Source organism: Yoonia sp. R78084 (genome assembly GCF_044595625.1).
In the GTDB taxonomy this organism is placed as follows: Bacteria; Pseudomonadota; Alphaproteobacteria; order Rhodobacterales; family Rhodobacteraceae; genus Yoonia.
Window position 1 is genome coordinate 524326 of sequence record NZ_CP138993.1, and the last position, 19654, is coordinate 543979.

26 protein-coding genes and 1 other RNA gene are annotated in these 19654 nt (G+C 59.1%); 11 read left to right on the top strand and 16 right to left on the bottom strand.

The window, feature by feature from the left end:
• Nucleotides 1-22: 22 nt before the first annotated feature.
• Nucleotides 23-499 carry a CAP domain-containing protein gene (locus tag SJY29_RS02770; protein WP_400086540.1) on the top strand — a complete coding sequence of 159 codons (477 nt, stop codon included), beginning with the start codon at nt 23-25 and terminating at the stop codon, nt 497-499.
• A 1-nt stretch (nt 500) separates the two neighbouring features.
• Here the strand turns inward: SJY29_RS02770 and dtd are convergent, their stop codons facing one another.
• The 11 genes from dtd to SJY29_RS02825 form a co-directional block, all read right to left on the bottom strand.
• A complete protein-coding gene (gene dtd / locus SJY29_RS02775; RefSeq protein WP_400086543.1) occupies nt 501-938 on the bottom strand; it encodes a D-aminoacyl-tRNA deacylase in 438 nt (145 codons plus the stop codon).
• Entirely contained in the window at nt 935-1840 is a 906-nt protein-coding gene (locus SJY29_RS02780) for a carbohydrate kinase (RefSeq protein WP_400086545.1), read from the bottom strand. The genes dtd and SJY29_RS02780 overlap by 4 nt, the downstream gene beginning before the upstream one ends.
• Nucleotides 1841-1857: 17 nt before the next feature.
• Nucleotides 1858-2961, bottom strand: coding sequence for a primosomal protein N' (replication factor Y) - superfamily II helicase (locus SJY29_RS02785; RefSeq protein ID WP_400086548.1), 1104 nt, complete (start codon nt 2959-2961; stop codon nt 1858-1860).
• Nucleotides 2961-3383 (bottom strand): hypothetical protein, encoded by a 423-nt coding sequence (locus tag SJY29_RS02790; RefSeq protein WP_400086551.1) that lies wholly within the window; start codon nt 3381-3383, stop codon nt 2961-2963. Before SJY29_RS02790 ends, SJY29_RS02785 begins: the two co-directional genes overlap by 1 nt.
• On the bottom strand, nt 3380-3880 hold the full coding sequence (locus SJY29_RS02795) for a cytochrome b/b6 domain-containing protein (RefSeq protein WP_400086554.1): 501 nt from the start codon (nt 3878-3880) through the stop codon (nt 3380-3382). The genes SJY29_RS02790 and SJY29_RS02795 overlap by 4 nt, the downstream gene beginning before the upstream one ends.
• A gap of 64 nt (nt 3881-3944) precedes the next feature.
• A complete protein-coding gene (locus tag SJY29_RS02800; RefSeq protein ID WP_400086557.1) occupies nt 3945-5048 on the bottom strand; it encodes an SPFH domain-containing protein in 1104 nt (367 codons plus the stop codon).
• Between the two features lie 44 nt (nt 5049-5092).
• On the bottom strand, nt 5093-6058 hold the full coding sequence (locus SJY29_RS02805; RefSeq protein ID WP_400086560.1) for a DUF2927 domain-containing protein: 966 nt from the start codon (nt 6056-6058) through the stop codon (nt 5093-5095).
• Nucleotides 6059-6064: 6 nt separating this feature from the next.
• Entirely contained in the window at nt 6065-7255 is a 1191-nt protein-coding gene (locus tag SJY29_RS02810) for a toxic anion resistance protein (protein ID WP_400086563.1), read from the bottom strand.
• Complete coding sequence (locus SJY29_RS02815; protein WP_400086566.1) at nt 7255-8151, bottom strand: 5-bromo-4-chloroindolyl phosphate hydrolysis family protein; 897 nt, start codon at nt 8149-8151, stop codon at nt 7255-7257. The genes SJY29_RS02810 and SJY29_RS02815 overlap by 1 nt, the downstream gene beginning before the upstream one ends.
• A complete protein-coding gene (locus SJY29_RS02820; RefSeq protein WP_110279961.1) occupies nt 8151-8354 on the bottom strand; it encodes a hypothetical protein in 204 nt (67 codons plus the stop codon). The genes SJY29_RS02815 and SJY29_RS02820 overlap by 1 nt, the downstream gene beginning before the upstream one ends.
• Nucleotides 8355-8606: 252 nt before the next feature.
• Nucleotides 8607-9413 carry a pseudouridine synthase gene (locus SJY29_RS02825; protein WP_400086570.1) on the bottom strand — a complete coding sequence of 269 codons (807 nt, stop codon included), beginning with the start codon at nt 9411-9413 and terminating at the stop codon, nt 8607-8609.
• A 65-nt stretch (nt 9414-9478) separates the two neighbouring features.
• Between SJY29_RS02825 and SJY29_RS02830 the strand changes: the two genes are divergently transcribed.
• Nucleotides 9479-9925 (top strand): nucleoside deaminase, encoded by a 447-nt coding sequence (locus tag SJY29_RS02830; RefSeq protein WP_400086573.1) that lies wholly within the window; start codon nt 9479-9481, stop codon nt 9923-9925.
• Here SJY29_RS02830 and SJY29_RS02835 read toward each other — a convergent pair.
• The gene (locus SJY29_RS02835) at nt 9922-10593 is read right to left on the bottom strand and encodes a metal-dependent hydrolase (RefSeq protein WP_400086576.1); all 672 of its coding nucleotides are present in this window, start codon (nt 10591-10593) and stop codon (nt 9922-9924) included. The genes SJY29_RS02830 and SJY29_RS02835 overlap by 4 nt on opposite strands.
• A gap of 54 nt (nt 10594-10647) precedes the next feature.
• On the opposite strand from SJY29_RS02835, the gene SJY29_RS02840 reads away from it, so the two are divergent.
• From SJY29_RS02840 to rpmG, 7 genes are all read left to right on the top strand, one after another.
• Nucleotides 10648-11301, top strand: a complete 654-nt coding sequence (locus SJY29_RS02840; protein WP_400086579.1) for a ceramidase domain-containing protein — start codon at nt 10648-10650, stop codon at nt 11299-11301.
• Between the two features lie 33 nt (nt 11302-11334).
• Nucleotides 11335-11622, top strand: coding sequence for an Asp-tRNA(Asn)/Glu-tRNA(Gln) amidotransferase subunit GatC (gene gatC / locus SJY29_RS02845; protein WP_055294422.1), 288 nt, complete (start codon nt 11335-11337; stop codon nt 11620-11622).
• The gene (gatA, locus tag SJY29_RS02850; RefSeq protein WP_400086583.1) at nt 11622-13109 is read left to right on the top strand and encodes an Asp-tRNA(Asn)/Glu-tRNA(Gln) amidotransferase subunit GatA; all 1488 of its coding nucleotides are present in this window, start codon (nt 11622-11624) and stop codon (nt 13107-13109) included. The genes gatC and gatA overlap by 1 nt, the downstream gene beginning before the upstream one ends.
• Nucleotides 13110-13146: 37 nt before the next feature.
• Nucleotides 13147-13962, top strand: coding sequence for a hypothetical protein (locus tag SJY29_RS02855; protein ID WP_400086585.1), 816 nt, complete (start codon nt 13147-13149; stop codon nt 13960-13962).
• 59 nt (nt 13963-14021) lie between these two features.
• Nucleotides 14022-14672: an N-acetylmuramoyl-L-alanine amidase gene (locus tag SJY29_RS02860; protein ID WP_400088817.1), complete on the top strand. Its 651-nt coding sequence runs from the start codon at nt 14022-14024 to the stop codon at nt 14670-14672.
• 12 nt (nt 14673-14684) lie between these two features.
• An RNA gene (gene rnpB, locus SJY29_RS02865) (RNase P RNA component class A) lies at nt 14685-15071 on the top strand.
• Nucleotides 15072-15190: 119 nt separating this feature from the next.
• Nucleotides 15191-15358 (top strand): 50S ribosomal protein L33, encoded by a 168-nt coding sequence (gene rpmG / locus SJY29_RS02870; protein ID WP_008233681.1) that lies wholly within the window; start codon nt 15191-15193, stop codon nt 15356-15358.
• Between the two features lie 57 nt (nt 15359-15415).
• Here rpmG and SJY29_RS02875 read toward each other — a convergent pair whose 3' ends face one another.
• The 3 genes from SJY29_RS02875 to SJY29_RS02885 all read right to left on the bottom strand — a co-directional run bounded on the left by SJY29_RS02875 (nt 15416) and on the right by SJY29_RS02885 (nt 16993).
• Entirely contained in the window at nt 15416-15811 is a 396-nt protein-coding gene (locus tag SJY29_RS02875; RefSeq protein ID WP_400086590.1) for an MAPEG family protein, read from the bottom strand.
• Between the two features lie 70 nt (nt 15812-15881).
• Nucleotides 15882-16619 (bottom strand): Bax inhibitor-1/YccA family protein, encoded by a 738-nt coding sequence (locus tag SJY29_RS02880; RefSeq protein ID WP_110279969.1) that lies wholly within the window; start codon nt 16617-16619, stop codon nt 15882-15884.
• A 152-nt stretch (nt 16620-16771) separates the two neighbouring features.
• Nucleotides 16772-16993 (bottom strand): DUF1127 domain-containing protein, encoded by a 222-nt coding sequence (locus SJY29_RS02885; RefSeq protein ID WP_400086593.1) that lies wholly within the window; start codon nt 16991-16993, stop codon nt 16772-16774.
• Between the two features lie 114 nt (nt 16994-17107).
• Here SJY29_RS02885 and SJY29_RS02890 point away from each other — a divergent pair, with 114 nt between their 5' ends.
• On the top strand, nt 17108-17986 hold the full coding sequence (locus SJY29_RS02890; RefSeq protein ID WP_400086596.1) for a LysR family transcriptional regulator: 879 nt from the start codon (nt 17108-17110) through the stop codon (nt 17984-17986).
• On the opposite strand, the gene SJY29_RS02895 is transcribed toward SJY29_RS02890, so the two are convergent.
• A complete protein-coding gene (locus SJY29_RS02895) occupies nt 17976-18935 on the bottom strand; it encodes an NADPH:quinone oxidoreductase family protein (protein WP_400086599.1) in 960 nt (319 codons plus the stop codon). The genes SJY29_RS02890 and SJY29_RS02895 overlap by 11 nt on opposite strands.
• A gap of 275 nt (nt 18936-19210) precedes the next feature.
• On the opposite strand from SJY29_RS02895, the gene SJY29_RS02900 reads away from it, so the two are divergent.
• On the top strand, nt 19211-19582 hold the full coding sequence (locus SJY29_RS02900) for a helix-turn-helix domain-containing protein (protein WP_055294435.1): 372 nt from the start codon (nt 19211-19213) through the stop codon (nt 19580-19582).
• The last annotated feature ends 72 nt before the right edge of the window (nt 19583-19654 follow it).

Sequence of the window (19654 nt, forward strand, 5' to 3'; positions counted from 1 at the left end):
TTCAATCGACGGGATCGCAATTATGACTCGCATTGCTCGCATTATGGCCGTGATGGCACTCTCTTTTGTTGGTACTTCAGCGGCTGCCGCCGATTGTGTTGCCCCTCCGAACGTCAACGAATTGGCCACGCAGATCGCGGCTGGCCTGAACCAGAGCCGCCGCGCCAACGGTGAGGCGCCGCTGCGTTTCAACCGCCAGTTGGGACAGGCCGCGATGGTTCATGCCTGTGACATGCTGGTCAACAACTTCTTCGATCACCGCGGGTCGGATGGCACCAACTCGCAGGCGCGGGTAAAGCAGGCAGGCTATAATGACTGCATCGTCGCCGAGAATATCGCCTGGGGCTATCCCCGCTCCGAGCAGATTGTGGATGGCTGGCTGAACTCACCCGGTCACCGTCGCAACATGCTGCACCCGCGCATTGAGGAATTCGGCGTTGGCATCACACAAGGTCCACGCGGCCCTTATTGGGTGCTGGTTGTCGGCAAGCAGTGCTAGGCTAAACGTCCAGCCAGATTGTCACGGGCCCGTCATTTGTGAGGCTGACAGCCATATCAGCCCCGAATGAGCCTGTCGCGGTCGTGATACCCAGCGCTGCCATATCTTCAATAAATTGCTCATAGAGCGCACGCCCGACATCGGGCTTTGCCGCCGCGGAAAATCCGGGGCGGTTGCCGCGCGATGTATCAGCCGCCAGCGTAAACTGGCTGACGATTAATGCCGCCCCGCCTGTATCCAGCAAGGACTTGTTCATCTTTCCCGCATCGTCGGTGAAGATGCGCAACTTGCTGATTTTTGCAGCCAGTGCTTGTGATTTCGCGGCGTCATCGCCTTCCATTGCACAGATCAGGATAAGCAGTCCTGGTCCGATCGCCCCGATCTCGGCTCCATCCACATGAACCGCCGCCTGGGTGACGCGCTGGATCAGTGCCCTCACAGCTCGGACGTCCAGGGTGGGTTTGCGCCCGCGCGGCTGACGGTGATCGCGGCCACTTTGGCCCCGAAAGCGGCGGCTGCGCGCAAATCATCTTCGCTGGCGGTTTTGATCCCTGCTTTCGTGAGGTGGCCGCTTTTGTGTAGTTGCGCCATAAAGCCCGCGCTGAATGTATCGCCAGCGCCCACCGTATCGACGACCGTCGCTTTCTCGGCAGGCACATCAAACGTGCCATGTCTGGTCACGATGCTGACGCCTTCGCCGCCACGTGTCAGCAGAATGACCTGCGCGCCGGTCTGTGCCAGAAAGCCGTCTGCATCGGCCGCCCCCATGATCCACGCCAGATCCTCGTCCGAGGTCTTGATGATGTCTGCCACCCCCATCATCCGCGAAAGACGTGCGCGATAGGCGGCCTCATCCGTGATGAACGAAGGCCGGATATTGGGGTCGATCATCGTCAGCTTCGTTGGGGCCTCGCGCAGCATCAGGGCTTCATAGGCGGCGCCGCAGGGTTCGACCACAAGGCTGATCCCGCCAAAGAACAAAGCATCTGCCGTCACATCGGGCAAATCGTCATTGGTCAACATCCGGCCAGCGGTGTTTTCGTCATAAAAGGCGTAGGAGGCATGGCCATCTGTCAGTTTGACAAAAGCAAGGGTGGTGGGGCGGTCCGAGATGGCAGCGGGGCTGGCATCAACCTGTGAGGCGGCAAGTCCCGACCGGAGGACATCGCCAAAAAGGTCGGACGAGAGCCCGGAAAAGAACTGCACAGGGGCATCCAGACGCCCCAGCGCGATGGCCGTGTTGAAGACCGAACCGCCCGCGTGGGGTGCAAAGGCGCTTTCGCCTTCCGCAGTTTCGCGCGGCAACATGTCAATAAGCGCTTCTCCACAGCACAGGATCATCACGGAGGCTCCCTCTTTTATTGACTGTTAGCGATAACAAATCCTGCGATAAGCGCAAGGAAAAGTCCCGCGACAACAGCAAAGCCGATCTTCCATGCGGAATAGGGCCGCTCACCCTGTACGCGCCCTGTGCGGCCATTCACGACAAATCGGTAGGTTTGCCCGCGGTATTTATAGGCCGCAAGCCAGACCGGCAGCAGGATGTGCTTGAATGTCACGTCGTCAACGACCGTGTTCACGCTCGTGACACGCTGGGCATCGCCGCCGATATCATATTTCACATCGCGGTGGATCATCCGGTCCATGTAGGCGCGGGCCTCGGTAAAACCGTCTGTCAGCTCCACCTGATAGCCTTCGGCGCGGAAACCGGCCAGATATTCAGGGTTATAGGGCTCCAAGGCCGAAAGATCCCAAGGCTCCAACCCATCCGTGTATTTCTTGGGGAGCGACCGGGACGCCAGCACCAGAACATCATCAAAGAACCGCGCCACGCGCCCCGAGGCAGGCCGCCAGCGTGTCTTGCGCACACGCACCTGACGGCGCTTGCCATCGCGTATCACGGTACGGGTTTCATAATAATGGGTGCCGCGCTGGCCTGTGTACTGGCTCTTGGTATCGGCATCAAAGGTCCAGTAGGGAACATAGATGCCGTTCATCTTGCGGCCCTTGCGCGCGTAATCCGTCAGGCCGTTTGGTGCAAACCAGAGGCTGCCAAGCCAGGTTCTCAGGGCCTCGCGCGCGGCCCCCTCATCAAGTGCAAAAGGCAGTAGGCCACGTGGTTTGATATGTCTGTGGGTGCCGGTGTCAGTGACCACAGGAGTGGCGCAGAACGGGCACTCGGCGGCGTGGATATCGGGGTCAAACTCGGTCTGGGCGCCGCAGTTGGGGCATTCATTGACACGGGTTTCCTCGATATCGGCATCGTCGAGCCGATGCTGCACCGCGCGTTGGAAATCCAGCTCAACAATCGCGCCGGCCCAAGGCCCCGCGCTCTCGATCGGTTGCACATTGCCGCAGTGATCGCATTTGAGTTGATGATCGGCAGGATCGAACCGCAGGTCCGACCCGCAGGTTTCGCAGGGAAAGCGGTGTTCGTCTACAGGTGCCTGTCCGTCAGTCATCACAGTATCTTATGCATAAAGCGTGGTGTCATCACGCGCAGCGCACCATCGAAGAGCACGTTGTGCCGCCAGAAGTGGAACAGCCCGTGCAGGGTGCCCGCGCCGAGTAAAACGAGAAGCGCCACCCAGCCCGTATCATGGGGCATCCAGCCCAGAAGGGCGGCTGCGTTCAGGGCGACAGTCACCGCCAGTACCGCATACATACCGCGATGCATCCACGGGTAGGCCGTGCGCAGCGGCCCTTGCAGCTTGGGCCCCGGTTTGCACATCATGCCTTTGACCAGTGCTATGCCAACCCAGAGACCACCGCCGATGACAAAGGCCCAGCGGACCCAAGGTTCAGACGTGCCGCCTTTGACCATGACAAGCACCAGCATCAGGATGCTCCAGTGCAGGATAATTGTGAGTCTGCGTCGCGTCATAGGAACCTGTGCAGCGCTTTGGGCGCCATGATCCGCAGTGCGTTGTCACGCAAGCGATAGTGGCGCCAGAGGTGGAACAGCACGTGAAACCCCGCGATGACAGCCAGAGTGTAGAACTGCACTTCATGAACCATGCCGATGAAATCATTCGCCTGCGGCATGTTCAGGGGCGGTGCGATGGGCACAATTCCCCCCGCCCAAAGCAGGACGGCCGATGTCAGCCCCAGACCAAAACCTGTGAGTGCCACACAAAACACACCCCAGATCAGCACTTTATGGAGAAGCTGGTGAAGCGGGCGCGCCTTGGCGGGCAGTTTCGGGCCGGGGCGGCTGGCAAGGCCCTTGCGCATATAATCGACGGTCCAGAACAACGCCAAGCTGACAAAGAGCAGCCCCATCACTGAATGGAATTGCACAGCGGCAGGGCCGATGCGTTGCACATCGATCGGCTGAACCACGATGAACCAGACAAACAACGGCACCATCAGCCAGTGCATCCACTTGAGGTAGACGCGCCGGTGCGGCAGCCTGGCCTTTATGGTCGCAAGGGCAGAAATCGCCTCAGGTCCCCGGCGGTGGTGGTGGCATGATCGTGAAGAGCTGGGCCAGTTCCATGACCTCGCCCGCTTCCATCCAGCCGTCCTGACCTTGGGTCCAAACCATACTGTCACGGTCAAGCGTGCCTTCGGTGACCATGCGGCCCATCGCGGCCTTGGAGAAGGGACCGGTCACCTCGCCGCCCTTGGCAATGTGCCAGACATGTTCGACCGGCGGGGGTGGGGGCGGCGCGGCCGCAGAGCTTGCCCCCCATGGGCCACCTTGGGCCATCTGGCCTGCCATCGCCATGCCCATGCCGGCACCAAGACCTGCGGCCATGCCACCCCCTGCGGGGTTACTGGCGGCGGATGTCATCGCCTCGGCCGCGGAATATTGGGTGAATTTACCCAGATCACCGGCCAGCCCGAGCGAGGTCCGCTTGTCCAGCGCCTCTTCGACGGCGGCAGGCAGGCTGATGTTCTCGATGTAGAGTTCAGGGATCGTCAGGCCGTACTGCTTCATCGTGGGATCAATGGCCGATGCGATCAGCTTGCCCAGATCGGCGGTATTGGCGGCCATATCCAACACCGGAATACCCGATTGCGCGATCACGCGGGAAAATTCCTGCACGATGATGTTGCGGATCTGGTAGCTGATCTCGTCCATGGTGAATTCGCCATCGGTCCCGACGATTTCACGCAGGAAGAGGGCCGGATCGGCAACCTTGACGGTGTAGGTCCCAAAGGCGCGCAGGCGGGTCGGGCCGAACTCGGGGTCGCGCACCATGATCGGGTTCTTCGTGCCCCATTTGAGGTTCGAGAAACGGGTGGTGTTGACGTAGTAAATCTCGGACTTGAAGGGGCTTTTGAAGCCATGGTCCCAATGTTGCAGGGTCGTCATGATCGGCATGTTGTTGGTTTCCAACATGTAAAGACCGGGGGTGAACACATCGGCCAGTTGCCCCTCATGGACAAAGACCGCCGCCTGCCCCTCGCGCACTGTCAGCTTGGCACCGTATTTGATTTCGTGCCCCTCACGCTCGAACCGCCAGACCATGGTGTCGCGGGTGTTGTCGGTCCAATGGATGACGTCGATGAATTCACCAGTCAGAAAATCGAAAATGCCCATGGTATGGTCTCCGTCGTTAATAAGCTTGGACGCGGCGCATCCGTTTAGCTTTGTCCAGGTGAGAGGTATTCACGCGCAATCATGCGCGCAAGTGGGGCGGCTGTCGCAGGATCCATGCCGGTTTGCAGGCGCGGGTCGTAGAGCATCCGCAGCAGTAGTTCATCATGCGCGGTCAGCAGCGCGAATTCTTCGTCGTCATTAAAAATCGAGGGGCGCGCTTGCGGGCTGTCGTTGGCAAGGCCCATGCCCTGGGCCAGTTCCTCATGGATACAGGCACTGCGCATCAGGCTGGGGTGTTCGGCGCGGATCATCGCGACGGCTTTGGTATAGTTGGACCGGCCGGGCGCGAAAGTGCCGATCACAACGCAAAGCTGGTCGCGTGGCAGGTTCACGAAGGTGCGTACAGTCGCGTCCGAAATATTGGGGATCAGCGCGCGCAGGCGCGGCCCGTAGGCGCGGCGGTCGTCCTCACCCAGAAAAAGGACGCGGAAATTGGGGTTCCGGTCGGTGATCTCGATCGGTACGCCTGTGACACGCGAAAGGCGCGCGGCATAGGCGCTGACACTGGCCAGATCGGTATCACGCTGGGCAAGGGGGACGGTATCACCGAATTCCACCGACATACGGATCGGGGTCGTCCAGCGGCGCAGTTTGGAAATCGTGGCTTGTGGCGTCTGGAAATCACTGTCGTCGCGGTATTCGTTAAACAGCGCGATACGCACAAAATTGCGCGCGAGTTGCGTATCTGTAAACGGCGTGTCCGGCCCGCCCCCATCACCCCGCATCAGGCCCTGGGCCAGAAGGTCGTTTTGCAAACGACCGTAATAGACCGCCAGATCCTTGCTGGCCTGACTGGGGGGTGTGACCACAGGGGTCGGGTCCGGCACAGGGGCCGTCACCGGAGGCGGGGGTAGGGGCGATGTGACCGGAGGTGTCATCAACTGGCACCCCATGACACCCGTCGCAAGGACGAGCATCGCAAGGCGCCGTGTGATACCCCCGATCATCATAGCCTTTTAACTGCCTGTCGCTGTGCCGATGGTGTCGCCCGTGCCGGTTTTGCGCGCTTTGGCAGAGGCAAGTGTCTCTTTCAACTCTTGTTCCATCTTCTGCAACTCGACCTCGGCCTCGGCGCGCTTGCGCTTGCCTTCGTCGGCAATCTCGAGGCTTTCGTTGATCGTGGCAATCAGGTTGGCGTTGGCCTCTTTCACCGCGTTGATGTCAAAGACACCCCGTTCCATTTCCTCGCGGATGGTGCGGTTGGCCTGACGCAGGTTCTCGGCGTTGGCTTTCAGCAATTCATTGGTCAGATCATTGGCGTCACGCACCGCCTCTGCCGCTTCTGAAGAGCGTTGGATCGTCACCGCCTGCGCAAGCTGTGTTTCCCACAGTGGCACCGTGTTCACCAAGGTCGAGTTGATCTTGGTCACCAGCGATTTGTCATTTTCCTGCACCAAGCGGATGGAGGGCAAGGACTGCATCGTCACCTGACGGGTGAGTTTCAGGTCATGGACACGGCGTTCCAGATCATCGCGGGCCGAGCGCAGGTCGCGCAGTTCCTGCGCCTTCATCACGGCCTGATCTTCGGCAGCGCCCTGCACCTCGGCCTCTTTTGCGGGGATCGTTGTGGCGTCAAGATCGGCGATCTTTGCTTCACCGGCGGCGATATAAAGGCCCAGTTCATCATAGAACTGCAGCGTCTTGTCATAGAGCACATCAAGGCTCTCGATGTCTTTGAGAAGCACATGCTCGTGCTTGAGAAGATCATCGGTGATGTGGTCAATCTGGCCTTGCACTTCTTCAAAACGGGCCGCGAATTTCGCCATGGGTGCGGCACGCCCCAAGAGCTTTTCCCACCAGCTGCGCTTGCGCCGCACATCCAGTTCCGAGATCGAAAAACCGCGGATCGTGGTGACGATATTGCGCAGGCTGTCACCTGCGGGGCCCACGTCCTTGTTGCGCACGCCTGCCAGCATGGATTGGCTGATGACCTGCAATTCGGCCTGTGCCGAGGAGCCGAAAGACACGATGGAATTGGTGTCTGCGATATTGATCTCGGCCACACGTTTCTGAATTTCAGCGCTGGTGGGCGCGTCTGCGGCCTCAAGCGTGATCAATTCGTTCTTGGGTTCAGGCAAAACAACAGCGGTGATTTTTTCAACTTCGGCAAGCGTCGCTTCAGCCTTCTGACGGATCGTTTCAGACATTATTCGTTCCCTTTCGTTTTCAAATTGACGCCCTCACGCTGGAGGCGGTCACGCAGTACATTAATTTCAATATCCATATCGCTGCGGTCATCGAGCATCATCTTGTCGGTGCGTGCAGCAAAATTCTGTTCAAGATCGTCCAGCAGCGCCTCATAGGCGGCGCGGGCATCGGCGTCTTTGTTACGGTTGTAAAGATCGACAAATTTGAGCGTCGCATCCCGTGCGCCCATCAAATAAACGCCGAGGAACTTGCGCGCACCGGTCAGATCACGCGGGTCTTCCTCGACGGTGCGGATCATCCGGCGGGCGATTACCTGAAAATCCTCGACGCGTTCTGTCAGGCGGCGGTCGGAGACAGTCTCGATCTGGCGTTTCATAACATCCAGATGCGCCTCGGCCTGATCGACGACGCGGGCCACGCGGTCTTGCTGAAAGCTGTCGATGCCTTCCATGCGTTTGTCCGTCATCGGGTCAATCCCGAAGGTCGCGGTATGCAGACCAGCCGCGGCGATCCCGTAGAGGACGGCACCTACCGTGCCGCTGTCACCTATGTAAGCCGCAATTGCCACGCCCACGCCTGTCAGTGCCGTGGCGAGCATTTTGCGTGGCAGGGCAGGACGCCGCGCCACTTTGCGGGCGTTATAGGCCGCTTCGGCCGCGAGCCCCTCTTGCAAGAGCCAAGCCGCAAGCGTCAGAACGGCCGCGCCGACAAGTGCAGTCACCAGCGTGACCGGACCGTCATTCAGCGATGTTGCAGCCAAGACAATGGCAGGCACATAGAGCAGTTTGACCCGCCCGTCCGCTGGCTTTGCGACAGCCCCCCGTGGGGCATCGCCGCGCTTGCCTGTCCCCTGCTGCCCGTCGGGGCTGTATTTGCCACCAAAACGTTTTGCCATCAGGCCGCCCCCAACCAACCGGTTGTGACCCCAAAGAGCAGGACAACCAGCAAGGCATAGGTGATGCGTCGGAATTTCGCGGGCATGTCGTCAGGTTCCTTTGTGGCGCTCGTGCGGGCGACGGCTGTCATTGTTCCTATTAGGGCCGTGATTGCAATCGCAACCACCGCCACAAAGGCAACAATGAAGATCAATCGCAACATTTTCGCGTAACTCCGCCGGTTTATTCATCTTCCAGATAGGATGCGTGCGATATGTTTGCGAGAGCCTCGGAAACTCCGCGCATCTGCCACCCAGTTCGGGCAGACTGCTTGCTGGCAACGGGCCAGCAGTCATGACCGCCCGCAAAAAAACACGCGGCCATGCTTTCGGTCGCAAACACATCAGCCAAAGCAATCGTTCCTTGAAATAGTCTTAAGACCCAGAATGCATAAGGGCGGACATCGCGACAAGGTTCAACTTGACCGCTTTTTCCCCCTTGTGGGGCGATTGACGGTTCTACGGACAGGTTTTTTCTGTGTCGGTTGTTCGGCAAGTCCAAGCTGGTCGCGCAGAACGCGCTGTTTGACCTCTTCGACGTCACCCTGCTTGAGCGCGCCTAACTGGAACGGCCCGTAACTCACACGGATCAGGCGGTTCACTGTTACGCCGATCTCGCCCATCGCGCGGCGGATTTCGCGGTTCTTGCCTTCACGCAGGCTGACGGTCAGCCATGCGTTTGCCCCTTGCTGGCGGTCAAAGGTCACGACCATGGGTTGGTAATTCACGCCGTCCACGGTGATGCCTGCGCGCAATTCATCAAGCTTGGCTTCAGAGACGGATCCGTTGATCCGCACACGGTAGCGCCGCAGCCATCCGGTCGCGGGCAGTTCGAGCTTGCGCTTGATCTCGCCGTCGTTGGTCAGCAGCAAGAGACCTTCGGAATTCAGATCAAGCCGCCCCACCGACATCACACGCGGCATCGTGTCGGGCAGCGATGCAAAGACCGTCGGGCGGTCTTTTTCATCACGTTCGGTTGTCACAAGGCCTGCGGGTTTGTGATAGAGCCAGAGGCGTGCAGGCTCGGGTGCGCCCACCTGCTTGCCATCCACGACGATCCGGTCGGATGCGGTTATGTTCAGCGCGGGGCTGGTGATGGTTTTGCCATTCACGCTGACGCGGCCGTCTTCGATCATGCGCTCGGCTTCGCGGCGGCTGGCGACACCTGCGCGCGAGAGGACTTTGGCGATCCGGTCGCCGGGGGGAGGGGTATCTGTGCTCATATCCAATCCCTTAGCCGCTTTGATCGCCCCTTGCCAGAGATAGCCGCGCCAGTGCATCACAAGACATGGATTTTCGCTCGTATATGGATGTAGCTTTGCAAGAGGCCCGTGCCGCTGCTGCGCGCGGTGAGGTGCCCGTGGGCGCTGTGATCACAGGGCCCGCGGGCGTGATCGCACAAGCCGGCAACCGGACACGGGAATTGCACGATCCCACCGCCCACGCCGAGATACTGGCCATCCGCGCGGCCTGTGCTGCCTTGGGGCAGGAACGGCTGACGGGCTATGATCTCTATGTCACGCTGGAGCCGTGCCCGATGTGCGCGGCTGCGATCAGCAACGCGCGGATTGCGCGGCTTTATTACGGGGCGGCTGACCCGAAATCAGGCGGCGTCGCCCAAGGGCCGCGTATCTTCCAGCATGCGCAATGCCACCATGCCCCCGAAGTCTATGATGGCATTGCCGCGCAGCCCTCGGAAGCATTGCTCAAGGATTTCTTTGCCGCAAAGCGCTAGATTTCCACGGTTTCCATTACGGCCGGTGTGCGCACGTCCACGTCCGGCAAAGCATCGACCAGCGGCTGGGCGCTTTGTGCCAGCAAGGGGAATGTCGCGTAATGGGCGGGGATCACGGTCTTGAAGTTGAAATAGCGTTTGGCCGCATATGCGGCACCTTCCATACCCATCGTATAATGACCCCCACAACACAGGATACCGATATCGGGGTTATAGAAATCCCCCATCCAGTCCATATCGGCCATGATATCGGTGTCACCCGAGACATAGATCGTATGGCCTTCGCCCTTGATCATATAGCCGGCTTCGGTTCCGGCGTAGGCCGCCCCGACCGAGGAGGAATGCGTCGCCTGCACCATCGACACCAGCGCGCCGCCCAGATCAACCGTCCCGCCTTTGTTGAATTCCACTGTCTCGTGGGCATCAAAGATCGCGCAAAGTTCAGGGATGCCAACAACGAAAGCACCGGTTTCCTTGGCAATTGCATCCACCTCGGAGGTATGGTCGAAATGTCCGTGGGTCAGCAGGATATGGGTGGCACCCGCCAACGCGGCGGCGCGGTGTTCATTGGGGAATGACGGATTGCCCTCAAGCCAAGGGTCAATCAGCAGCACCGCGCCTTCGATTTCGATCCGGAAACTTGCATGTCCCAGCCAAGTGATTTTCATATTGCTCTCCCTCGATTTGGCGTCAGGATAGGGGCAAAGAACGGAGGGGCCAAGGTGAATTGGTTTGAACAGATTGACGGCTATTGCGAGCGCACGGATTTTACCTACTGGTCCGAGCCGCTGAACGCGCTGACCAATCTTGCATTCATTATTGCGGCTCTGATCCTGTGGCGGCGCAGCGCGGGCGTGCCGATGGCGCGGGTGCTTTGCGGCATTCTCTTGGCCATTGGCGTGGGCAGTTTCCTGTTTCACACCCATGCCACGATCTGGGCCATGCTGTTGGATGTGCTGCCGATTGGCGTTTTCATCCTGATCTATCTCTTTGTGGTGAACCGCGACATGGTGCCAATGGGGCATTGGTATGCGGTTTTCGCAACAGCCCTGTTCATTCCCTATGCCGCCGTGTTGGTGCCTGTACTGAACCAGTTTCCCTTTATCCGCATTTCCAACTTCTACTGGACCGTGCCGATCCTCTTGGCCATCTACGCCCTGATCCTGCGGCACAAACCGGGAATCGCCCGCGGGTTTTTGCAGGGGGCTGCACTTTTGTGCCTGTCGATCACCATCCGCTCGCTTGATGAAATCCTGTGCGATGCGATCCCGATTGGCACGCATTTCATCTGGCATATCCTGAACGGGATCATGCTGGGCTTCATGATCCATGTTTACACGCGCCATATGCTTGCGACTGGCCGCACGGGGCGGTAAACGCAGCGGATAGATTTACCGGAGAGTTTCCCCATGTCGATTGACACCGAAACCGCCCGCCGCGTGGCCAAGCTGGCCCGCATCAAGGTGGAAGACGACGCCCTGCCAGCGCTGGCATCCGAATTCAGCGCAATTCTTGGGTTTATTGAGCAACTCAACGAAGTGGATGTGGAAGGTGTCGAGCCGATGACATCCGTGACCCCCCAGCGCCTGAAGCGCCGCGAAGATGTCGTGACCGACGGCAACCAGCAAGCGGCGGTGTTGAAGAACGCGCCCGATGCGCGTGAAGGCTTTTTTGCTGTGCCGAAGGTGGTGGAATAATGTCTGATCTGACCAAACTGACCATCGCGCAGGCCCGTGACGCCATGCGTAAGGGTGATACATCCAGCGCCGAAATCACATCCGCCTGTCTGACCGCCATTGAAGGTGCAGACGCGCTGGGCGCTTTCGTGCACCACACACCCGAGATCGCGACAGCACAGGCCGCAGCCGCTGATACGCGGATCAAGGCCGGTGACGCCCCCGACATGTGTGGCATCCCGCTGGGGATCAAAGACCTGTTTTGCACCAAAGGTGTGCCGTCGCAGGCGGCCAGCCGTATCCTCGAAGGTTTCAAGCCCGAGTATGAGAGCACGATCACAAGCCAGCTTTTTGATGCAGGTGCAGTCATGTTGGGCAAGCTCAACATGGACGAATTCGCCATGGGGTCGTCGAACGAGACTTCGGTTTACGGCAATGCGGTCAACCCGTGGAAGCGCGCGGGCGACGATACAGCCCTGACGCCCGGTGGCTCATCAGGCGGGTCGGCCAGTGCTGTTGCCGCGGATCTGTGCCTAGCCGCAACGGGCACCGATACAGGCGGCTCCATCCGCCAGCCTGCGGCATTCACTGGAATCACTGGCCTGAAACCGACCTATGGGCGGGTTTCGCGTTGGGGCATCGTGGCTTTTGCTTCATCGCTGGATCAGGCGGGGCCGATGACCAAGGACGTGCGCGACGCGGCCATCATGCTGACCGCCATGGCGGGCCATGACCCGCTGGACAGCACCAGTGCGGATATCCCCGTGCCGGATTTTGAAGCCGCCCTCACAGGCGACATTCGTGGCAAGACCATCGGTATTCCGAAAGAATACCGCATGGACGGCATGCCCGCCGAAATCGAAAAGCTGTGGGAAGACGGCACCGCGATGCTGAAAGATGCAGGTGCAAAGATCGTCGACATCACGCTGCCGCATACGAAATACGCGCTGCCCGCCTACTATGTGATTGCGCCCGCCGAGGCCTCGTCGAACCTTGCCCGATATGACGGTGTGCGCTTTGGCCATCGTGCCAAGCTTGCGCAGGGTGACGGCATCACCGAGATGTATGAAAAGACCCGCGCCGAGGGCTTTGGCCCCGAAGTGCAGCGCCGCGTTATGGTCGGCACCTATGTGCTGTCGGCTGGTTTCTATGATGCCTACTACAACCGTGCACGCCGTGTGCGCGCGCTGATCAAGCAGGACTTTGACAAGGTCTTTGCAGATGGCGTTGATGCGATCCTGACACCGGCCACACCGTCGGCAGCCTTTGGGCTGGGCGAGATGACCAATGCCGATCCGATCCAGATGTATCTGAATGACGTCTTTACCGTGACGGTGAACCTTGCAGGCCTGCCGGGCATTGCGGTGCCCACCGGACAAAACGCGCAAGGTTTGCCGATGGGCCTGCAATTGATCGGACGGCCCTGGGAAGAGGGTGATTTGCTGAATGTGGCTTACAGCCTCGAGCAATCGGCAGGTTTTGTAGCCAAGCCCGCCAAGTGGTGGTAAGCTTTTTCAAAACAAAGCGCAGTCTGACAGGTAGAACATGATGAAACCGGGCATTATCATTGCACTGACATTGATCGGGCTGGGTGCCTGCGCGCCGCGAGAGGTGCCAACCGAGCGTGGGATTGGCTTTGGCGATTATGCCCAGTTCGAGCTTGAACGCGCGCGTCGCGAAGCCCAGCTCAGTGCACCGCGCGAGACCATTGTTCCCCCTGCACAGGTGAACACGATTGCATCGCAGCAACCTGTCAATCAGACCCAAGCGATTCCGTCGAGCGCACTTGCGCAGGCCGGAATCGGCACCTCGGCGACACCAGCACCGGCACCGGCTCCATCTGTAGCGGCCGCAAGCCCGGCACCCGTCGCAGCTGTGCAAACCCCTAATTTTGGCGCTGATCCCTTGCGGACCCAAGGCGTTCAGGCATCGCCCAGCAATCCGGCTCCTGCATTGATCACGGGCGGTACGGGGCTTTCGGATGAGCAGAGCTTTGACGCTGTCGCAGGTCGTGAAACGATTGAAAGTGATGCGCAACGGCGTGCGGCCCAAGCTGCGGCGCGTGAACAGATCGCACCGACCGCTTTACCCGAGCGTCCAGCGAACACCGGCCCGAATATCGTCGAATACGCGCTGAATGCGCCCAACGTGAAGGGACAGGAATGGTACAGCCGGTCACTGCTTTCGGGAGAAGGACGCTTCCGCCGCAACTGTGCGACCTATGCGACCCCTGATGATGCGCAGCGCGATTTTCTTGCGCGTGGCGGGCCCGAGCGGGACAGACGCGGTATTGACCCTGATGGTGACGGCTTTGCCTGTGGTTGGGATCCGGCACCCTTTATCCAGGCGGTGCGGAACTGAGGCTGACAACGCAGGCTTCGCCCAATTGCGGGCCGCGGCGTGACGGGGCGACACCTGATATCGTGGTGATCCATTATACGGCGATGACGTCGGCGCAGGCGGCGGCCGATACTTTGTGCAATCCCGAAACCGAAGTCTCCGCGCATTACCTGATTGCCGAAGACGGTGAGGTGATCTCACTTGTTCCCGAGGCGATGCGCGCGTGGCACGCAGGAGCGGGCGCTTGGGGATGCGTGACAGACGTCAACAGCCGTTCCATCGGGATCGAACTGGCCAACACGGGGTTCGCCCCTTTTGCGGCAGCACAAATGGATGCGCTGACAGAGCTCTTGCGCGGGATCAAGGCGCGCTGGGATATCCGGCCGGAACGGGTGATCGGCCATTCGGATATGGCGCCGGGACGCAAGATAGATCCGGGCGTGCGTTTTGACTGGCGCAGGCTGGCTGTCGAAGGGCTGTCCGTCTGGCCCTCATCAAGCGCTGGCGCGCATTCTTCGGAAGAGGGCCCGCAGGGGGCCGATGACGCGCGGTTTGCGGCTTTGATGGCCGCATTCGGTTATACAGCGACCACGGATCATGCGCTGCTCCTCAAAAGCTTCCGTATGCGCTTTCGTCCGCGCCACATAGGCCCATGCGATACCGTTGACCTTGCCATGATCACCGATCTGGCAAACCGCTTTCCCGTTGACGTGAACGCGGCTGTCGCCTAACTGCCATTTTGCGCGGATGGCTGGATGGCTGCTTGGGCGAAGCCTTGTGTTTCACCCGGGAGGAAAGTCCGGACTCCAAAAAGCACGGTGCCGGGTAACCCCCGGCGGGGGTAACCCTAGGGAAAGCGCCACAGAGAACAGACTACCTGACCCCGGTCAGGAAAAGGTGAAACGGTGGGGTAAGAGCCCACCGCGCGAGCGGCAACGCAAGCGGCACGGCAAGCCCCACCGGGAGCAATGCCAAATAGGGACCTCGCGCCGAAAGGCGGGGATGCTTGAGCCCCAGACGGTCCGGGTTGGCAGCTAGAGGGTGTCTGGTAACAGGCACTCCAGATGAATGGTCATCCATCCGTGGGCAACCGCGGGGGACAGAATCCGGCTTATAGGCCATCCGCGCATAAACAAACCATCAGGACACCTGTTTGCTGTTGACTCGGGCCAAGGCGCGGGTAAAAGGCACCTTCTATGAGATACACGCGATGTGCCGCGCGTCGGCCCGCAATCAGAGGATATGAGATATGGCGAAGCCTACCACAATCAAAATCCGCCTGAACTCCACTGCGGGGACCGGGCACTTCTACGTCACGAAAAAGAATGCACGTACGATGACCGAAAAAATGGTCATCAAAAAGTACGATCCCGTTGTGCGCAAGCACGTCGAGTACAAGGAAGGCAAGATCAAGTAATTGATCCCCTGACCTGAGAATAGTCTGGCCGCGCATCTTGCGCGGCCTTTTTGTTTGTCAAAAACCCAGAAGCGTCAGGGCAAGGATCAGGATCAACCCGATCTGTGCGGCCAGCGTCAGCCACATGCCGATAAACCGGAACCGCCAGTGGGTGCCGTGGACAGCAAAGTAGATGCCATGTAGGGCGCGCCCGACGACAAGCGCCATGGCAGCGAGGACCAGAAGGGCTTGCGATGCTCCCTGCGCCTCGGCCAATCCCATCAGAATAAGAGCAATGGGCAGCTGCTCGACCGCATTCGCATGGCCCCGGATAGCTTTGGCCAGGATGCGGTCATCATTATCCCCCAGGACCACGCCGCCGCGTCTGCGCAACTGGATAACCTTGATCGTCAGCAAAAGGATCAGAAGCCCGGCCAAAATGGCGGTGACCGATGTAATGGGCAAGAAAGTCATGCGTGGCCTTCGGGCAAAGAAAAAGGGCTGATGTTGCCATCAGCCCTCAAATCAACTTCTAGCGCAATGCTTATTCGCGGTTACCGAACAGCTGCAGCAGGAACATGAACATGTTGATGAAGTCCAGATACAGGTTCAGAGCACCCATGATCGCAGATTTCGCCAGCCATTCCTGATCCCCATGTGCGGCATGTGCGATGTAGTCGTTCTTGATCTTTTGTGTGTCATAGGCTGTGAGGCCCGCGAAAATCAGCACACCGAGGATCGAGATCGCAAACATAATTGCAGGTGACTGCAGGAAGATGTTGACGATCATCGCCACGACCAGACCGATCACACCCATGATCAGGAATGCGCCCCAGCCGGAGATGTCTTTCTTCGTGGTATAGCCGTAGAGGCTGAGACCCGCGAAGGCGATCGACGTGATCAAAAAGACATTTGCGATCGACAGGCCGGTGAAGGCCACGAAAATCCATGCCATCGACAGGCCCATGACTGCCGCAAACGCATAGAAGAACGTTTGCGCAGCGGCCGCAGAGAAACGGTTGATCATGGCACCAAAGCCAAAGACCATTGCAAGCGGTGCGAACATCACGATCCAGCCAAGAATGTTTGGCGACAGTGTGATCGGATCACGGAAGATGCTGAGCAGGGCAGGCGATGTGCCAACGGCCCAAGCAACAGCAAATGTGATCAACATTCCCACGGACATTGTGCCGTAGACTTTGTTCATGTGGGCGCGAAGACCCTCATCAATAGCAGCCGTGCGTACTCCGCCGGCCGTTCTAATTGTATCGTACTGAGCCATTTAGACCTCCAAATTAAACAGCGGCGCCGCAAAACGGCATCCTTGCTGTCGATATTGGCAGAGGCCCTTGCATTTTCAAGGCTTCACAGGGGCGTTTTGCGTATTTCTGACCAATTTGGGCGAGAATGTCGCAGGTCAGGTTCGCACGTCTGCTAGTTGCGCCAGTGCCGAGGTGCATGCCAGACGGTTTTTTGGGCTTCCGCGACGGCCTCTGTGCGTGAAATCCCGATGTCAGCAAGCATATGGTCATCCAATGCGCGCAACTGCCGGCGCTGGCGTGACAGCGCAATCATGTCGCGCAGGCTGTTCAGAATAGAACGTGTCTTGGGTTGTGTATTGATGCTCAGGGCGCTTGTGCGGATTGACAGTGTCATAACATTCTCTCTCGTGATAGTTTGTCTCGTTTGTATTCTATTGCTTGATATATGGGGGAGGTGTAGTCATAATGAAAATGAATACTTTTGAAGTGGTGCATCAAGGATTGTGATATGGCGCGAAACCTCGACCTGACAGCTCTGCGCTCTTTCGTGGCGGTCTCGGACGCAGGCGGTGTGACACGCGCTGCGGGTATGCTGAACCTGACACAATCCGCCGTTTCGATGCAGCTCAAGCGATTGGAGGAATCGCTGAATGTCGCGTTACTTGACCGGACTGCGCGGACGATCGCGCTAACACCAGCGGGCGAGCAGCTTTTGGGTTACGCGCGGTCGATGCTGGAAACCAATGACGAGATTTTGAACCGCCTGACTGCGACTGAATTTGAGGGCGAACTCAAACTAGGGGTGCCGCATGACATCATCTACCCTGTCATCCCCGCCGTGCTGAAACGCTTTGCCGCAGAATTTCCGCGCATGCAGGTGCGTCTGATTTCCGCGCCGACCCGCAAACTCTTGGCAATGCACGGGCGCGGTGAGGTTGATCTGATCCTGACGACCGAGGAAACCTGTGGTCCGGGGGGGCAGGTTCTGATCGAACTGCCGCTGATCTGGATCGGTGCAGAGGATGGGGTGGCGTGGCGCAGACGCCCGTTGCCGGTCGCCTTTTGCAAGAACTGTATCTTCCGAAGTGGTGTTTTGCAGGCGCTGAACGCGGGTGGAATCGATTGGAACATGGCGGTTGATTCCGATCACGACAGTGCCGTCGAGGCCGCAGTCAGTGCCGATCTTGCCGTGCATGTGTCGCTGAAGGGGTGCTTGCCGCCGCATACCGTGCCGGTCGAGCACGGTGGCCTATTGCCCGCGCTGAAGCCTCAGAACATCAATCTTTACGTTCTCAAGCCCGAAGATCAGCCCAGTCAGGCGATGGCCCGGATTATCCAGCACTGCTATGATGCACCGCGCCTCGCGCCGCAATTGCTTACGGCGTAACGACGACTTTGCCGGTGGATTTACGGCTGCGCATCAATTCCAGCGCGTCGCCAGCCTGATCAAGCGGCAGCGTGTGGCTGATGTGGGGTTTGAGTTTGCCTGCAGCGTGCCAGTCCATCAGTTCTGACAGGCTCTCGGTCAGGGCCTCGGGGTTGAAGGCCAGATAACCGCCCCAGTAGAACCCGATGACCGAGATATTCTTCACCAGAATGATATTGGCGGGGATCTGTGGTACCTCGCCGCTGGCAAAACCGATGATGATCACCCGCGCTTCCCGGTTGCATGCGCCAAGGGCGGCCTTGAACGCGGCCCCGCCAACCGGATCGTAAACGACATCTGCGCCACCGAGTGCCTTGACCGCAGCCTTGATGTCGTCGGTGTCACTGTCAATCAGATGGTCTGCACCGGCCGCCTTGGCAACCGCCAGTTTGTCCGCACCGCGGGCCACGGCGATGACTGTGGCGCCCATAGCCTTGCCGATCTCGACCGCCGTCAACCCGACACCACCTGCGGCGCCCAGCACCAACAGTGTCTCGCCTTCTTGCAGGCGGGCGCGGCGGGAAAGTGCAAGATGTGACGTGCCGTAGGCCACCATAAAACCTGCCGCGATGACATCGGGCATCGTGTCCGGCACCGGTCGGCAAAGAGCGGCGGGAAAAAGCCCCTTCTCGGCCAATCCCCCCTGACCTCCAAAGACAGCGACCCGTGTGCCGATGCTGGGTGACGTTACATCGTCACCGGTCGCGATGACGGTGCCACAAACCTCCATACCCAAGGTGAAGGGTGTGGCGGGCGTATCCTGATAGGTGCCCTTCGCCATCAGCAGATCGGCGAAATTCAAACCGCACGCGGCAATGTCGAGCAAAACCTCGCCTGGCCCCGGAGCGGGCACGTCCACGTCCCGCAACGCGGGCGGGGCTTGAAATGAAGTCACTTGAAATGCGCGCATGAGGTGTGATTCCTTCCAAATTCCGTTTTGCAGTCACTTATCGGTGCCGCGCCGGTATTTGTAAAACAGCTATGAATTGTAGCCGAATGTCTAAAAGTGATCCCGCGAACCTGTCTTTAAGGTCAGGACAGGCCGTGCAACCGTTGCGTGTTCTACAGGAATGCTATTTTCCCGTTGATCAGAAACCCGTTGCAGTGTGAAGATCAAGACTGCGGCGCGCAAACAAGGTTTGTGGTACAGTGTTGCCATGTTCCTTTTCAAAAGAGGTAGACAGCATGAAGCACCCCGTTGACGTTCACGTCGGAAAACGGATTCGCCATCGGCGCTGGATGAATGGCACGACACAACAGCAGCTTGCAGAGGCAGTTGGCATCAAGTTCCAGCAAATCCAGAAATACGAAACAGGTATGAACCGCGTCAGCGCGTCCCGCCTTTGGGATATTTCTAAGGTATTGGGTGTCAATGTTTCTTTCTTCTTTGAAGGTCTCGAAGTTGATCATGATGCCGTGCCGAATACATCGGATATGCCTGCCGACATCCTGACCGATAAAGAAGCACTTGAATTGCTGCGCTCCTACTACGCGATCCCAGAGAACCAGCGCCGTCGCTTGTTTGATCTCGCACGCGTGCTGAGTGAAGCGGCCTAGACCACGACTTGACCTGCCATACTGCGCCGCGATACCGCCAATGGGACAGCGGCGCAGATGAAGGGTCCATCC

What these genes read in the sequence shown, in the direction of transcription:
- SJY29_RS02835 (WP_400086576.1), bottom strand. Translation starts at nt 10,593, where the DNA reads ATGAAAATCACTTGGCTGGGACATGCAAGTTTCCGGATCGAAATCGAA.
- SJY29_RS02880 (WP_110279969.1), bottom strand. Translation starts at nt 16,619, where the DNA reads ATGGCTCAGTACGATACAATTAGAACGGCCGGCGGAGTACGCACGGCT.
- SJY29_RS02800 (WP_400086557.1), bottom strand. Translation starts at nt 5,048, where the DNA reads ATGGGCATTTTCGATTTTCTGACTGGTGAATTCATCGACGTCATCCAT.
- SJY29_RS02890 (WP_400086596.1), top strand. Translation starts at nt 17,108, where the DNA reads ATGGCGCGAAACCTCGACCTGACAGCTCTGCGCTCTTTCGTGGCGGTC.
- SJY29_RS02770 (WP_400086540.1), top strand. Translation starts at nt 23, where the DNA reads ATGACTCGCATTGCTCGCATTATGGCCGTGATGGCACTCTCTTTTGTT.
- SJY29_RS02785 (WP_400086548.1), bottom strand. Translation starts at nt 2,961, where the DNA reads ATGACTGACGGACAGGCACCTGTAGACGAACACCGCTTTCCCTGCGAA.
- SJY29_RS02875 (WP_400086590.1), bottom strand. Translation starts at nt 15,811, where the DNA reads ATGACTTTCTTGCCCATTACATCGGTCACCGCCATTTTGGCCGGGCTT.
- SJY29_RS02885 (WP_400086593.1), bottom strand. Translation starts at nt 16,993, where the DNA reads ATGACACTGTCAATCCGCACAAGCGCCCTGAGCATCAATACACAACCC.
- SJY29_RS02855 (WP_400086585.1), top strand. Translation starts at nt 13,147, where the DNA reads ATGATGAAACCGGGCATTATCATTGCACTGACATTGATCGGGCTGGGT.
- SJY29_RS02805 (WP_400086560.1), bottom strand. Translation starts at nt 6,058, where the DNA reads ATGATGATCGGGGGTATCACACGGCGCCTTGCGATGCTCGTCCTTGCG.
- SJY29_RS02815 (WP_400086566.1), bottom strand. Translation starts at nt 8,151, where the DNA reads ATGGCAAAACGTTTTGGTGGCAAATACAGCCCCGACGGGCAGCAGGGG.
- SJY29_RS02810 (WP_400086563.1), bottom strand. Translation starts at nt 7,255, where the DNA reads ATGTCTGAAACGATCCGTCAGAAGGCTGAAGCGACGCTTGCCGAAGTT.
- gatC (WP_055294422.1), top strand. Translation starts at nt 11,335, where the DNA reads ATGTCGATTGACACCGAAACCGCCCGCCGCGTGGCCAAGCTGGCCCGC.
- SJY29_RS02895 (WP_400086599.1), bottom strand. Translation starts at nt 18,935, where the DNA reads ATGCGCGCATTTCAAGTGACTTCATTTCAAGCCCCGCCCGCGTTGCGG.
- SJY29_RS02780 (WP_400086545.1), bottom strand. Translation starts at nt 1,840, where the DNA reads ATGATCCTGTGCTGTGGAGAAGCGCTTATTGACATGTTGCCGCGCGAA.
- SJY29_RS02900 (WP_055294435.1), top strand. Translation starts at nt 19,211, where the DNA reads ATGAAGCACCCCGTTGACGTTCACGTCGGAAAACGGATTCGCCATCGG.
- rpmG (WP_008233681.1), top strand. Translation starts at nt 15,191, where the DNA reads ATGGCGAAGCCTACCACAATCAAAATCCGCCTGAACTCCACTGCGGGG.
- SJY29_RS02825 (WP_400086570.1), bottom strand. Translation starts at nt 9,413, where the DNA reads ATGAGCACAGATACCCCTCCCCCCGGCGACCGGATCGCCAAAGTCCTC.
- SJY29_RS02830 (WP_400086573.1), top strand. Translation starts at nt 9,479, where the DNA reads ATGGATTTTCGCTCGTATATGGATGTAGCTTTGCAAGAGGCCCGTGCC.
- SJY29_RS02790 (WP_400086551.1), bottom strand. Translation starts at nt 3,383, where the DNA reads ATGACGCGACGCAGACTCACAATTATCCTGCACTGGAGCATCCTGATG.
- gatA (WP_400086583.1), top strand. Translation starts at nt 11,622, where the DNA reads ATGTCTGATCTGACCAAACTGACCATCGCGCAGGCCCGTGACGCCATG.
- SJY29_RS02795 (WP_400086554.1), bottom strand. Translation starts at nt 3,880, where the DNA reads ATGCACTGGCTGATGGTGCCGTTGTTTGTCTGGTTCATCGTGGTTCAG.
- SJY29_RS02820 (WP_110279961.1), bottom strand. Translation starts at nt 8,354, where the DNA reads ATGTTGCGATTGATCTTCATTGTTGCCTTTGTGGCGGTGGTTGCGATT.